This window comes from Mesobacillus jeotgali, from assembly GCF_014856545.2.
In the GTDB taxonomy this organism is placed as follows: Bacteria; Bacillota; Bacilli; order Bacillales; family Cytobacillaceae; genus Mesobacillus.
In genome coordinates this window covers 1,189,118-1,202,153 of the sequence record NZ_CP109811.1, presented here as the reverse complement: position 1 = coordinate 1,202,153, position 13,036 = coordinate 1,189,118, and the positions used below count along the sequence as shown (strand labels likewise).

Sequence of the window (13,036 nt, the reverse complement as noted above, 5' to 3'; positions counted from 1 at the left end):
TATACGAAGCTTCCATTACTGGGAGCTTCTTTTGCTATCATTCTAAAATGTTTTTATTCTATTTATGTGCTATAATTATTTAAATTATCAAACTATTTTACATAAGGAGATGAATCAATTGCAGGATCAGCTTTTAAAAAAAATAGAAAACCTTTTTCCAGAGATGGTGGAAATTCGCCGGTATATGCACCAACATCCTGAATTGTCTTTCCAGGAAGTGAACACAGCTAAATATATCCAATCGTATTATGAAAAACTTGGCGTTGAGGTTCGTGCCAATGTGGGCGGAAATGGAGTAGTCGCAAAAATTTACGGTGCAAAGCCTGGAAAAACGGTCGCCCTTAGAGCTGATTTTGATGCCCTGCCGATTCAGGACGAGAAAGATGTACCATATAAATCATTAGTTCCCGGTGTGATGCATGCATGCGGCCATGATGGGCACACAGCGACATTATTGGTGCTTGCAAAGGTACTCTTTGAAAACAGGGAAAATTTGCAGGGTACGTATGTGATGATTCACCAGCATGCTGAGGAGTACGCTCCAGGCGGGGCAATCTCGATGATTGAAGACGGCTGTCTTGAAGACGTAGATGTAATTTTCGGCACCCATTTGTGGGCAACTGAGCCGACAGGAACCATCCAATACAGGATTGGGCCAATCATGGCAGCAGCAGACCGGTTTGAAATAGCGATACAGGGAAAAGGCGGGCACGGCGCCCAGCCGCATAAAACAAAGGACGCCATCGTCGCTGGAGCTCAGCTCGTATCGACTTTACAGCAAATTGTCAGCCGACGTGTCGATCCTGTTGATTCCGCTGTCGTGACAGTCGGTTCATTCGTTGCAGACAATGCCTTTAATGTAATTGCCGATAAAGCAAAGCTGATCGGCACAGTAAGGACATTCAACGAATCAACCAGGGATTTCATTGCAACGGAAATTGAAAAAGTAGTCCATGGCACCTGCCTGGCAACAGATTGCACCTATGATTACCAGTATGAGAAAGGCTATCCAGCCGTCGTCAACCATGGAGCAGAAACAGAGTTCCTGATTGACTGTGCATGTAAGGTACCGGAAGTGACAAAAATAGAAGAAAGCGACCTTCAAATGGGTGGCGAGGACTTTGCCTACTACCTGCAGAATGTAAAGGGCACCTTCTTCTTCACTGGAGCAAAGCCGGAAACAGACGGGTCATACCCACACCATCACCCAAGGTTCGATTTTGATGAAAAAGCGATGGTCATCGCGGCAAAGACTCTTTGCGCGGCCGCACTCAACTATCAAACACAGGAACAAAACAAACACGAAAAAAGCGAGACATTAGCATAAAAAACAAAAAGCGCAAGCGCTTCGTTCAGCCCCGACAAGCGCTGGAGGGCCTGACAGTGAAGTCGTTCTTTGACTTCATTGGCAGGACCGAAGCGTCTCGAGGGGTTAGGCGCTGGAGCTAGATTAAGAAAACAAAATAAGTCACCCACAACAATTATTTGATCATGCAAAAAACACCTCCGCTGCTCATAGCTGCGGAGGTGTTTGCAGTATTCTCATTCTATAAGCATTCATTGCTGTTTCCCCTAGCTGGTCAAGCAGATTATAATTAGCGTAGGCTCCTACAACAGCCCCAATCCCAGGCATTAGCTGCAGCATTTTGGCAAAATCAATATAGTCTCTGTACTCCTGCTGAAATTGCTGCCAATCCAGTTCTGCCATTTCTGCTTTCCTGGCTTCCCAGTTTTCTATAAGGTCAAGGATCTGCTTCCGTTGTTCATCACTTGAAAATGCCAGTTGAAATATATAGAGGATAAATAGCCTTTCTTCATATCTTGATGGATCGAACCCATATACAGATGCAGCATCGAACAGAAATTTCATTTTATCGATAAAAGCAATGGAAAATCCGCCATTCCGAGCAGTATGCCCCCGGCTCCAGTTCCAGCTCCCTCTACAGCCGCCGTCCTCTTGTATGCAGATAGCTTTTTATGAAGCTCCTGGTCTTTCTCTGCAAGAGTCAGCCCTGTACCCTGATGCTTTTTCGTCGTGTAATTCGATCCCGCCAGGGTTGCCTTGACCATATTTTTAATGCTTTCCGTTAAGAATTGATGGACTCTGTCTGGAATCAGTTCATTCACTTTTGTCTGCGCTCTTTTAGATGCACGCGCCAAAAGGCTAGAGCGTTTATTCAGCTTCCGCTTCCAGGCGAGAACCTCTTCATAAACTTTCAACTCATATTCATTCAAAGCTTTCACCCCTTGTTTTTACTAATACGTACCAAAGGCAAAAACGATTCAAAAAAACCCTTTTCATAAAAGCAATAAGCGATTACGAAAAGGATTCTTAATCAGGATTTCAGCTTGCTCTGGCTGTAAAAATAGACAAAAAACAGCGAGAACGCGATTCCGGATGCCAATACGATTGCTGCTGACAGCCATTCTCCTTTAATTAGGACAGTCCCCGCAAATACAGATGCCTGGAAAATCATGATTCCCAATAACAGGCTTGTAAAGGATTTCTTTCTAGCATTCTCCGGCACTGGATACAGACTTACCCATAGTTTGTTTTGGTGATGGTTCCATAACGGCAAAAGCTGGAACCCTGTCAAATACATGAAAAGCAATGCAAGAAAAATTTGCCCTGGCCCATAAGTAAGGAAATAAAGTGCTGTTCCCCCTATTAGTGTAAGGCGGACAAGCAATCCGAAATAATCACCGGACCTGGCGAAGGTCCTTAAGTAAAGATGGCTGAAGGCCAGGTCCTGCTTATACGGAAAGATGTTAACCAGCCAGTCGAGCCACTTCCTCCTTTTCGTGCGGTCCCGCAGCTTCGGAACATCTGTAAACATATTGGCCACACGGTAAAAGGCGTTCATCCGTCTTTCTTCGTCCTCGATCAGCTGCTCCCACTTCAAGCCCTTGTCCTTTGCCTGTTTTTGATAATACAAATACAACAGGATCAAGGCAGCAATCGGAACTGCAGCAAAAATCAGCTGGGCTCCTGAGAAGATAAAATACAAAAGCACCACATTGATTGAAAAACGAATGATGCTGTCAGTCAATTTTACATTTCTCTCGATAAAATGCTGTACATTCCAGCGGATCAGGATATTGAACCATTTTATCAGGATGAGTGCGACCAATAAGATGAAAAACGATTTGAAGTCAGCACCATGTATTTTTACATGGAGCGGCATCAGCACCGCGAGTATGATCAGCAATAAATAGGATTGCAGGCTCAGGCTGAATATGATTGATTTCCTGAAATAATCATCCAATCTGGTTTCAAGCGGCAATAGAAATATTTTATCTGCCTCGGTCAAAAATGTCTGGATTGGGCTGTATGTAAGTACCGTCGCAAGAATCAATGCCATTACCCAAGCGGCAGGGAATTCAGGCTGCAGCGTATCAATCCACTCTTGATAGTAGAATGCCGCTGTCCCCAATAAAAACAGGACGACAATCACTAAATGGCCATTAAAAATGTATCGCAGGTAGCTTCCGGTTTCCTTGGCAAAAGTACCGAATCGCTCCTTCCATAAGTGCTGCGGATTAAACATAGTCTTCTTCCTTCGTCAGTTGGATATACAAATCATCCAGTGTCGCACCAGGCATCTTGAACTGCTCCCGCAGCTCTTCAAGCGTTCCATGCGCCCTTACTTCTCCATTATGGAGAATGACAAAACGATCGCAATATCGTTCAGCCGTTGCAAGGATATGCGTCGACATCAAAATGCCTGCTCCGTTTTCCTTCATCTTGTCCATCAGGTCCAATAAGGATTGAATTCCAAGCGGATCAAGACCGACAAATGGCTCATCGACAATATAAAGGGAAGGTTGTACCAAAAACGCGCACATGATCATGACCTTCTGCTTCATCCCTTTTGAAAAATGGGCCGGGAACCATTTTAGTCTTTTGCTCATCCTGAATTCCTTCAACAAAGCATCTATGCGTTGTTCATACTCCCTCTCCTCAAGCCCATAGGCCATTGCTGTCAGCCGCAGATGCTCTTCAAGAGTCAATTCTTCATATAGAATAGGGGTTTCAGGTACAAAGGTGAACTGCTTCCTGTATTCTTCCTTGCCTTCCAAAAAGGTCCTGCCATTGATCTTAATGTCACCCTTATGCGGCTCCATCAGACCGATTACATGCTTGATTGTCGTACTTTTTCCGGCACCGTTCAGTCCGATCAATCCCACAATTTCATTCTTATTGACAGTGAAGCTTACATTTTTCAAAACCGGATTTCGTGTATATCCGCCGGTTACCTCGTTAATTTCCAATAAAGACATGTACAACGTCCTTCCAGTTCGTATTTCTGTACCGTTATTTTAACAAATACAGCTCCCTTAGGAAAAGCTTCAACTTATTTAGAAACTTTTTCGCATATATGTTTTCAATCGGGGCATCATAATTTTTGAAGGGGAAACAAGCAATAATTCGAAATGAGGTGTCTGTTAAAGACATATTATTCGATTTATAAGCACACTGGTTTCAACGTTCATACAAGGGGATGGTTGCATTGCGCTACGTTAATGTTAACCCAGCCGTTCAGTAACATCACTCCACATTTTGAAATGAGGTGTGTGTCGCAGATCACTTCCCGCTTTATAAGTTGTGAAACCGACTAAAGCAGACAGGGGATGGTCCGATTGAACCAGGTACTGAATAACCCATCATTTTTATAATTCAAATGAATTGTAAATGAGGTGTTTATCAAAGGTAAACCTGCTGAGAACGTCAATGAACAGTAAATCGTTTTCCCTTCAGGGACAGGATTCCAAGCGGATCCTGTCCTTTCTTTCTTTATGTTTATTGTCAAAATGTGATAAAATACCAGAAAGATGAGCAATGGAAAGGGTGGTATAGATGAGCGATTGTATTTTTTGTAAAATCATTAATGGAGATATCCCTTCTGCCAAGGTGTATGAGGATGACAATGTCCTTGCCTTCCTCGATATCAGCCAGGTAACGAAAGGACATACACTTGTCATCCCTAAAGTACATAAGGAAAATGTTTATGAATTAACCGATGAAATTGCCGCGGATGTATTCAAGGCCGTTCCAAAAGTCGCCAATGCAATCAAAGCTGCATACGACCCAATCGGATTGAATGTTCTTCAAAATAACGGTGAAGCAGCCGGCCAATCTGTCTTCCACTTCCATATGCACTTGATTCCGCGCTATGGCAATGGTGATGGCTTCGGCGCAGTCTGGAAAACACACCAGGATCAATACACTTCGGACGATTATCAAAAAATCGCAGCTGAAATCAACAGCAAGATTTAGACTCCCGCCATTGCGGGAGTTTTTTTATTGGCATCAAAATCACCTTTATATCGGACATTTTTCTGGCTTTCAAGATTGTGTTTGTCCGATAGAGCTCTCCTATCGGACACTTTTTGCATTTCTCCCCTCGCGTTTGTCCGATAGAGCCATCCTATCGGACACTTTTTGCCCTTCTCCTCTCGCGTTTGTCCGATAGAGCCATCCTATCGGACACTTTTTGCGGCTTTCTCCTTTACGTTTGTCCGATAGAGCCCTCCTATCGGACACTTTTTGCGGCTTCTCCTTTACGTTTGTCCGATAGAGCCATCCTATCGGACACTTTTTGCCCTTCTCCTCTCACGTTTGTCCGATAGAGCCATCCTATCGGACACTTTTTGCCGTTCTTCCCTCACGTTTGTCCGTTAGACCCTTTCTATCGGACACTTTTTCCCGGTCCCTTGCGTTTGTCCGATAGACCTTCTATCGGAAACATTGGCGTCTGCCTGTCCACACAGTTTCTTTCGTCATATGTAAAGAAATTCCTACTTTTCAAAATTTATTTAAACTTTTCTGAAAACATTAGAATTCTGCCTGAATTTCTGGTAGCATAATAATAACTTTAACACATTAAAGAAATACCGTAATTTAATTTTCGGGGGGATTCACTTGAAACGAGCTCTCAATTTTAATGCTGGCCCAGCTGCATTGCCTGAGGCTGTACTGGCGAAAGCGGAGAAAGAAATGATGAATTACCTGGGCTGCGGCATGGGCGTAATGGAGCTTAGCCATCGCAGCAATGAATTTGAAGAAATAAATGAACGTACAAAAAATTTGCTAAGGGGTCTGCTCAACATTCCTGATGATTATGAGATTCTTTTTCTCCAGGGTGGTGCAAGCCTGCAGTTCTCAATGGTACCAATGAACCTTCTTGAGGAAGGCTCGGCTGCAAGTTATGTCCTTACTGGCACATGGTCAGAGAAAGCGCTCAAAGAAGCTCAGAAGATTGGAAAGGCAGTGACTGCCGCTTCATCCAAACATGACAACTACAGATCAATCCCCAGCACATCAGAAATCGATATACAAGCTGAATCTTCATACCTCCACATCACGACGAACAATACCATCTATGGAACCCAGTGGCATTCCTTTCCTGAGGGGCTGCCTAATCCGCTCGTTGCTGACATGTCCAGTGACATTCTCAGCAGGCCGCTAAAGCTATCATCATTTGGTCTTATCTATGCAGGTGCACAGAAAAACCTCGGCCCATCAGGTGTCACAGTCGTCATTATCCAAAAGGACTTGCTTAAGCGCTCTGAACCAGGTCTGCCTTCTATGCTCAATTATCAGGTTCACGCTGAGTCAAAATCGCTTTACAACACTCCCCCAACATTATCGATTTATTTCCTGATGCTGGTGCTCGAATGGGCTGAAGCTCTTGGCGGAGTAAAACAGCTTGAACTTATGAGCAAGCACAAATCTGCACTGCTTTATGATGCCATAGACAGAAGTGATGGGTTCTATACCGGTCATGCCGAAAAAGAAAGCCGTTCACGAATGAATATCACCTTTACACTCGAAAGTGATGATTTAACTACAGCCTTCCTGCATGAAGCGGAGGAATCCGGCTTCACAGGGCTTGGCGGCCACAGGTCCGTCGGCGGCTGCAGAGCATCGATCTATAACGCTGTTCCTCTTGAAAACGTCGAGAAACTTGCTGATTTCATGAATTCATTCAGAAGCAGAAATTAACAGAATATTAAACCTTTACTCCATTAAAATATGTGTTATAATTGGAGAAAGCTTTTCGCTGCAGGCACAGAGAGCACTGCAGGAGGAGTACTAGTTAGCTAGAATAGCAGAGGAGAGATGAGAAATGAATACGAAGAATCTTGTTGCATTGTCACTTTTAGTGGGGATGGGAGCCGTCTTGCATACGGTGGTACCAGGTTTTTTCCTTGGGATGAAGCCTGATATGATGCTGACGATGATGTTCCTTGGAATCATCCTGTTTCCTGACAAAAAGAGTGTACTGTTAGTTGGAGTCGTCACTGGACTGATCTCTGGATTGACTACTACATTCCCTGGAGGCCTTGTCCCGAACATAATCGACAAGCCTGTCACTGCGTTCGTCTTTTTCGGAATCCTGATGGCGCTGAAAAATTTCAGATTTTCCATTTATACTGCAGCTGGCCTTACAGCGATTGGAACCATAGTGTCAGGAATCGTTTTCCTCGGTTCTGCCTATTTCCTTATCGGTCTGCCAGGACCATTCACTGCATTATTCGCGGCGGTTGTCCTACCAGCAGCAGCCTTCAACGCTGTTTTCATGGCCATTCTTTATCCTGTGGCAACGAACATTTTTAAAAGAGCAAAGCTTGCTGAAATCAATTAAAATTACCAGCCCCTGACCATACCGGACAGGGGCTTTGTTTTGTTCTATTGGAATGTGTGAAAGATAATCCCAATCAGTAAAAAAATGGCTCCTCCTCCTGCGAGTGTCCCTGCTCTCTTTCGCAAAAGCGCCTTAGGAGGATACATGCCTGGCTTCTTTAACGCTAGGAGATGATGGACGGCCCCCACAAAGAAAGCAACGCTGATGAGAAACACTATAGTTGTAAAAATCCCCACTCCCCTCCTCTCCTTCCTGAACATGACCTTAATTTATTTTTATGCCTGTTAATTTAAGGCTATGAAGCTAATAACGTTTATTTGTGCGAGAATAGGAAATTAAATATAGAAGAAAAGAGGAATCCCAATTCATTTGGAGAACATATACAGAAAAATTAATGAGGTGGTCAGAGCATGAAATCGAAAAATGTTTTAACAGGAATGGTTATAGGTGGGGTTGTAGCAGGAATTGCAACGCTGCTTGCAGCACCAAAGTCAGGATATGAGACCAGGAGAACCCTTCTGGCTAATAAAAATGAATACATTGGATCCATCAAGGATATAAAGGATTCGGCTATGGAATTGAAAAATACAGTGGCCACCGCTTCCAAGGAAGGCAAAGCTTCCATCCAAACATTTATCACTGATGTAAAGACAGCTATTTTTGAGTGGAAGCTTGAAACGGAGGAAAATAAGAAAGGTCTTCAGGAGGATGTCAAGGAGATTGAGGATTCAATTAAAGAATTGGAAACTGAATTGGCTGCTGCTAATTCCAAAGAAAAATAATCAGATCAATCCTTCCCCTAAAGTAATTTTTTTCCGGCGGGAAGGATTTTCTTTTTTAATCAAGAAAGATATATTATGCAAATTGCTAATTTTTTCATCAGAATAAAATAATTACATAAAAACTACACGACTTTAGATGGAATTTAACAAATTCAAAAAATTTTGTAAATTTATATCTTTATTAATTTTTGTTTTATTGGCATAATGAAAATAGAACATTAAAGTAGGTGAATATGAGAATGGGAGATAAAAATTATTCTATGAAAGAAGCAATGATGTTTAGCCAAAGAATTGCCCAGTTGAGCAAGGCCCTATGGAAGTCTGTTGAGAAGGACTGGCAGCAATGGATTAAACCATTCGACCTGAATATCAATGAGCATCATATTTTATGGATTGCTTATCATTTGAATGGGGCTTCGATTTCTGATGTGGCAAAGTTTGGAGTCATGCATGTTTCCACTGCTTTCAACTTCTCGAAAAAGCTTGAGGAGCGCGGATATTTAAAGTTTTCCAAAAAGGAAAGCGATAAGAGAAATACGTATATCCAGCTTACGGAAGAAGGCGAAGGCGTATTGCTCGCTTTGATGGAAAGCTATGAACCAGACAGTAACGCTGTTTTTTCAGGGGCAATGCCATTGAAGGAGCTATATGGAAAATTCCCGGACATCATTGAAATTATGGCAATTGTCCGCAATATTTATGGAGATGACTTTATGGAAATATTCGAGAAGTCTTTTTCTAATATTGACAAGAAGTTTTCTGATGAAGACGGTACACTTAAGAAGATAGATCCAGCTGAGAAGGAGTATGCTTGATAATTTTGTATGACAGCCACTTTATAGAGGAAGATAACCCCTCAGAGACACAAGCCTTGTCCACTTCCTCTTGCTGGTTTTATTGCTGGATACAAGCGGGAATCATCTCTTAAAGCGGATGAATGAATGTTAAACCCTCCGCTTTTTGCTCTTTTATGGTTTGCTCATTTTCTCACATTCAAATCCTTCCCCTGCAATCAGACAAGTCTATGTGCGAATCATAACCCTCCTTCCTATAATAATTGCCTGTATAAAAAACTATCTTTTTCATTAGATATTTGTTATTGTATTTAAGATAAAAAGATTGCTAAGGAGGGATTCTTCGATGATCTCCATTTTATTGGTGTTTGTCCTTTTTGCTGCTTTCATTCTTTTCTATATAAACAAGCTTACAGACTCCCTCTGCATCCAGAAGGAAATACCAGAAGACAAACATGCTAATATTTTCAGGACGATCAATATTTTAGTTACAATTTTGCTGATTTCATCATTCGTTGAAATTCTTTATACGTGACTGAATGCAAAAGTGCCAGCGCTGCGGTCAGCCCGACAAGCGCTGCCGGCGTTGAAATTTCGAACTACATAAATTAAGCGGTGAGGTCTCCCTCACCGCTTTTTATTTCAAGTTTTTTGATTAGCCTTCATTATAAGGCATGCAGAAAGCATTGCCCTCATCAGTAGTTTACAGCCAAGATGCACCGATGATGATTAACAGAATGAACAAGACAACGAGCAAAGCAAAGCCGCCGCCATATCCATGTCCTCCTCCAGACATTGAGGTTCCTCCTTTCTGCTATGAGAACTTGCTTTAACATTGAAATTCCGAAGTACGGGGGCCAAATGTCCCCCATACTCTTTATTCAGAGATTAAAGCCAAGCTGCACCCACGATGATTAACAGAATGAATAACACGACAATTAACGCAAAGCCGCCGCCGTATCCTGCACCCATATTAACACCTCCTTCCAAAGTGGTTATGATATCTTATTCAAGTAATGTCATATCCGCATAGGCAACTATCCTGCATTACTTGCATTTTGTTGATTACAGGTAAGCTGCACCTACAACGATCAGCAAGATGAACAGGACAACAATTAACGCAAATCCTGAATTATAGTGGCCCATTATCAAATACCTCCTTTTTTTCTCTTCTCTACATCCTATGCATCATCGAACAAACGGTATAGATATCCGCCCATCTCAATAAATAACCAATAATATCCATTACTTATTTTTTGTAGAAAATTGAAATTATGTTATAGTAGAGATTGTGGATTAAAAACGGCCACTAGAATTTTCTGTTTAGGAGATGTTCACCATGAAAAAAATGATAATTTCCCTCACGGTTGCAGCCGGAGTAATGGGATTAGCTGCATGCAGCAACGATAATGCTGATTCTTCAGAAGTCATCGTTGAGTCGAAGGCAGGCAACATTACTAAAGAAGAGCTTTATCAATCCATGAAAGAAAAGTATGGAGAGCAGGCACTTCAAGAGTTGCTTTACCAAAAAGTTCTTGCGGAAAATTATGAAGTGACTGATAAAGAGGTTGAGGAAAAAGTGGCCGAGCTTAAGGAAGAGCTTGGAGAGAACTTCGAGCTAGTTCTTCAGCAAAACCAGCTAAAAGATGAAGAAGAATTAAAAGAAGTCCTTAAAGACCAGCTTCTAATGGAAAAAGCTGCGCTTAAAGATGTAAAGGTAAGCGAAGATGAAGTCAAGAAGCGTTATGAAGAGTACAAGCCTGAAATCAAGGCAAGCCATATTCTTGTGGAAGACGAGAAGACTGCACAAGAAGTGAAGAAAAAGCTAGAGGAAGGCGCCAAATTTGAAGACTTAGCGAAGGAATACTCTCAGGATCCTGGTTCAGCTGCACAAGGCGGAGACCTTGGATTCTTTGGTCCTGGCAAAATGGTACCTGAATTCGAAGAGGCTGCTTATGCCCTTGAAGTAAATAAAATCAGTGAACCAGTTCAATCACAGCACGGTTTCCATATCATTAAGGTAACAGAGAAGAAGGAAAAAGAATCTTATGAAGAAATGAAGGACGAACTTGAGTATGAGTTGAAGCTTGCTCAGCTTGACCAAAACAAGATTCAAGAGGTTCTGAAGCGAGAGCTGGAAGCTGCAGATGTTAAAATCAAAGATAAAGACCTTAAAGGTGCTGCTGAATTCCCAGAAGCAGAAGCACAAACACAACCACAATAATAAGAAAAGCGAAAGCGCCTTGTCCAGCCCTGACATGCGCTGCCCGCCGAGAACGCCACGTCCTGTGGCTGGCGGGTCTAGTACATCGTGTACCTCGGAGGGCCGGACAGTTATATAAACTCTCATATTAAACCAAAAAACACTGGCTCCATTTCTGGAGACCAGTGTTTTTTTTATGCTTCCATTGATTTTTCTCGTTGTTCTTTCTCTCTTTCAAGCCGCTTCATGTAAAGCTCGCCTTCTCGTTCAATGCTTTCCATTTCTTCTTTTCGTTCTTCTTTCCCTGTTTTTACTGCCATGAAGGCACTGAATACGATCCCTGCTGCGACTGCTATTACCCAGATTGGAATTGACATTTTTTCATACCCTCCATTTAAAGGTTGTCCAATTTGAACTCTTAATGTATTAATATGAAGGGTTTTTAAAAATATGCCATTTTATAAGTTGAGCTAGAAAGTTTACCTTTTCATTTCGCTCCAGGCGCTTCATTCAATGGTAATTCTTAAGTTCAACTTATATAGAAGACAAAACATAAAGGCCCCTCCATATAAAATGGAGAAGGGCCTTTTGCTTACTATTTATGGAATACAGGCTTGTAAAAGGAGCGGTTATCCAGCGCGAATACTCTTTCAGAGAACTCACCTGGCTTCACCCTTGCAAGCGCACGGTCCAGCATATTCATTTTTGCATCGAGATTATCGATATAATGGAGAATTTCTGCCTCTTTGATCATTGGAGGTTTCGGGCTGCCCCATTCAGCTTTGCCGTGATGTGACAATACCATATGCTGAAGTATGACTATCTCCTCACCACTAATGCCCAGCTCATCGGCTGCCTTACCAATCTCATTGACCATGATCGATATGTGACCGAGCAAATTCCCTTCCACTGTATAAGTAGTAGAAATCGGGCCGGACAGTTCAATGACCTTCCCTAAATCATGCAGGATGACTCCGGCATACAAAAGATCCTTATCAAGACTTGGATATAGTGTTGCGATCGACTTCGCAAGGTCAAGCATCGAGGTAACATGGTACGCAAGGCCTGAGACAAATTCGTGATGGTTCTTTGTCGCTGCAGGATATTCCATGAAAGAACTCATATGCTTTTTCAATAGATGTCTTGTCACCCTCTGGATATTTGGGTTCTTCATTTCGAATATATATTGGGTAAGCTTGCTGCTCATTTCATCCTGGCTGACAGGGGCTGTCTCAAGAAAATCAGATAGTTTTACAGAGTCAGCTGGTGAAGCAGGGCGGATTTGCCTGATCTTCAACTGGTTTCTCCCTCGGTAATTCTGGATATCTCCCTGTATTTTTACAATGCTTTCAGCACTATAAGTACTTTCATCTTCATCGGAAACATCCCATAGCTTTGCTTCGATCTCCCCGCTCTGATCCTGGAGGATGAGCGTCAAAAATGGCTTTCCGTTGCTGGCAATCCCTTTTGACGAATGCTTGATCAATAAAAACAATTCTACCTGGTCCCCTGTTTCGTGATTTAAAATTCCTTTATTCATAGTTAACAGCCCTCTCCTCTCTGCAACAGTATAACATACAGAGTCTATTGTCTCTGATTCTCAAACCA

15 protein-coding genes and 1 pseudogene are annotated in these 13,036 nt (G+C 42.4%); 8 read left to right on the top strand and 8 right to left on the bottom strand.

Annotated elements, in window-relative coordinates; all coding sequences use genetic code 11:
- Nucleotides 1–118 precede the first annotated feature (118 nt).
- The gene (locus tag FOF60_RS05990) at nucleotides 119–1,327 is read left to right on the top strand and encodes a M20 family metallopeptidase (RefSeq protein ID WP_319801570.1); all 1,209 of its coding nucleotides are present in this window, start codon (nucleotides 119–121) and stop codon (nucleotides 1,325–1,327) included.
- Between the two features lie 186 nt (nucleotides 1,328–1,513).
- Here FOF60_RS05990 and FOF60_RS05985 read toward each other — a convergent pair.
- The 3 genes and pseudogenes from FOF60_RS05985 to FOF60_RS05975 form a co-directional block, all read right to left on the bottom strand.
- A pseudogene (locus tag FOF60_RS05985) lies at nucleotides 1,514–2,235 on the bottom strand (EcsC family protein).
- Nucleotides 2,236–2,336: 101 nt separating this feature from the next.
- Entirely contained in the window at nucleotides 2,337–3,548 is a 1,212-nt protein-coding gene (locus tag FOF60_RS05980) for an ABC transporter permease (RefSeq protein ID WP_192473288.1), read from the bottom strand.
- Nucleotides 3,541–4,281 (bottom strand): ABC transporter ATP-binding protein, encoded by a 741-nt coding sequence (locus FOF60_RS05975; protein ID WP_192473287.1) that lies wholly within the window; start codon nucleotides 4,279–4,281, stop codon nucleotides 3,541–3,543. The genes FOF60_RS05980 and FOF60_RS05975 overlap by 8 nt, the downstream gene beginning before the upstream one ends.
- Nucleotides 4,282–4,858: 577 nt before the next feature.
- On the opposite strand from FOF60_RS05975, the gene FOF60_RS05970 reads away from it, so the two are divergent.
- The 6 genes from FOF60_RS05970 (at nucleotide 4,859) to FOF60_RS05945 (ending at nucleotide 9,760) form a co-directional block, all read left to right on the top strand.
- Nucleotides 4,859–5,278 carry an HIT family protein gene (locus FOF60_RS05970; RefSeq protein WP_192473286.1) on the top strand — a complete coding sequence of 140 codons (420 nt, stop codon included), beginning with the start codon at nucleotides 4,859–4,861 and terminating at the stop codon, nucleotides 5,276–5,278.
- Between the two features lie 645 nt (nucleotides 5,279–5,923).
- Complete coding sequence (gene serC, locus FOF60_RS05965) at nucleotides 5,924–7,006, top strand: 3-phosphoserine/phosphohydroxythreonine transaminase (protein WP_192473285.1); 1,083 nt, start codon at nucleotides 5,924–5,926, stop codon at nucleotides 7,004–7,006.
- A gap of 124 nt (nucleotides 7,007–7,130) precedes the next feature.
- Complete coding sequence (locus FOF60_RS05960) at nucleotides 7,131–7,649, top strand: tryptophan transporter (RefSeq protein ID WP_192473284.1); 519 nt, start codon at nucleotides 7,131–7,133, stop codon at nucleotides 7,647–7,649.
- 410 nt (nucleotides 7,650–8,059) lie between these two features.
- Nucleotides 8,060–8,431 carry a YtxH domain-containing protein gene (locus FOF60_RS05955; protein ID WP_192473283.1) on the top strand — a complete coding sequence of 124 codons (372 nt, stop codon included), beginning with the start codon at nucleotides 8,060–8,062 and terminating at the stop codon, nucleotides 8,429–8,431.
- A 239-nt stretch (nucleotides 8,432–8,670) separates the two neighbouring features.
- The gene (locus FOF60_RS05950; protein ID WP_192473282.1) at nucleotides 8,671–9,246 is read left to right on the top strand and encodes an HTH-type transcriptional regulator Hpr; all 576 of its coding nucleotides are present in this window, start codon (nucleotides 8,671–8,673) and stop codon (nucleotides 9,244–9,246) included.
- 325 nt (nucleotides 9,247–9,571) lie between these two features.
- Nucleotides 9,572–9,760 (top strand): hypothetical protein, encoded by a 189-nt coding sequence (locus FOF60_RS05945; protein ID WP_225650422.1) that lies wholly within the window; start codon nucleotides 9,572–9,574, stop codon nucleotides 9,758–9,760.
- A 168-nt stretch (nucleotides 9,761–9,928) separates the two neighbouring features.
- Here the strand turns inward: FOF60_RS05945 and FOF60_RS05940 are convergent, their stop codons facing one another.
- The 3 genes from FOF60_RS05940 to FOF60_RS05930 form a co-directional block, all read right to left on the bottom strand.
- Entirely contained in the window at nucleotides 9,929–10,021 is a 93-nt protein-coding gene (locus FOF60_RS05940) for a YjcZ family sporulation protein (RefSeq protein ID WP_023615405.1), read from the bottom strand.
- A gap of 92 nt (nucleotides 10,022–10,113) precedes the next feature.
- Entirely contained in the window at nucleotides 10,114–10,197 is an 84-nt protein-coding gene (locus FOF60_RS05935; RefSeq protein ID WP_064503397.1) for a YjcZ family sporulation protein, read from the bottom strand.
- Nucleotides 10,198–10,290: 93 nt separating this feature from the next.
- Nucleotides 10,291–10,371, bottom strand: a complete 81-nt coding sequence (locus tag FOF60_RS05930) for a YjcZ family sporulation protein (RefSeq protein ID WP_023615406.1) — start codon at nucleotides 10,369–10,371, stop codon at nucleotides 10,291–10,293.
- A 193-nt stretch (nucleotides 10,372–10,564) separates the two neighbouring features.
- Between FOF60_RS05930 and FOF60_RS05925 the strand changes: the two genes are divergently transcribed.
- Complete coding sequence (locus FOF60_RS05925; RefSeq protein WP_192473281.1) at nucleotides 10,565–11,449, top strand: peptidylprolyl isomerase; 885 nt, start codon at nucleotides 10,565–10,567, stop codon at nucleotides 11,447–11,449.
- Nucleotides 11,450–11,622: 173 nt separating this feature from the next.
- On the opposite strand, the gene FOF60_RS05920 is transcribed toward FOF60_RS05925, so the two are convergent.
- Both FOF60_RS05920 and yhaM read right to left on the bottom strand, forming a co-directional pair.
- Nucleotides 11,623–11,805: a sporulation YhaL family protein gene (locus tag FOF60_RS05920; RefSeq protein ID WP_192473280.1), complete on the bottom strand. Its 183-nt coding sequence runs from the start codon at nucleotides 11,803–11,805 to the stop codon at nucleotides 11,623–11,625.
- A gap of 218 nt (nucleotides 11,806–12,023) precedes the next feature.
- Nucleotides 12,024–12,968, bottom strand: a complete 945-nt coding sequence (yhaM, locus tag FOF60_RS05915; RefSeq protein ID WP_192473279.1) for a 3'-5' exoribonuclease YhaM — start codon at nucleotides 12,966–12,968, stop codon at nucleotides 12,024–12,026.
- Nucleotides 12,969–13,036 lie beyond the last annotated feature (68 nt).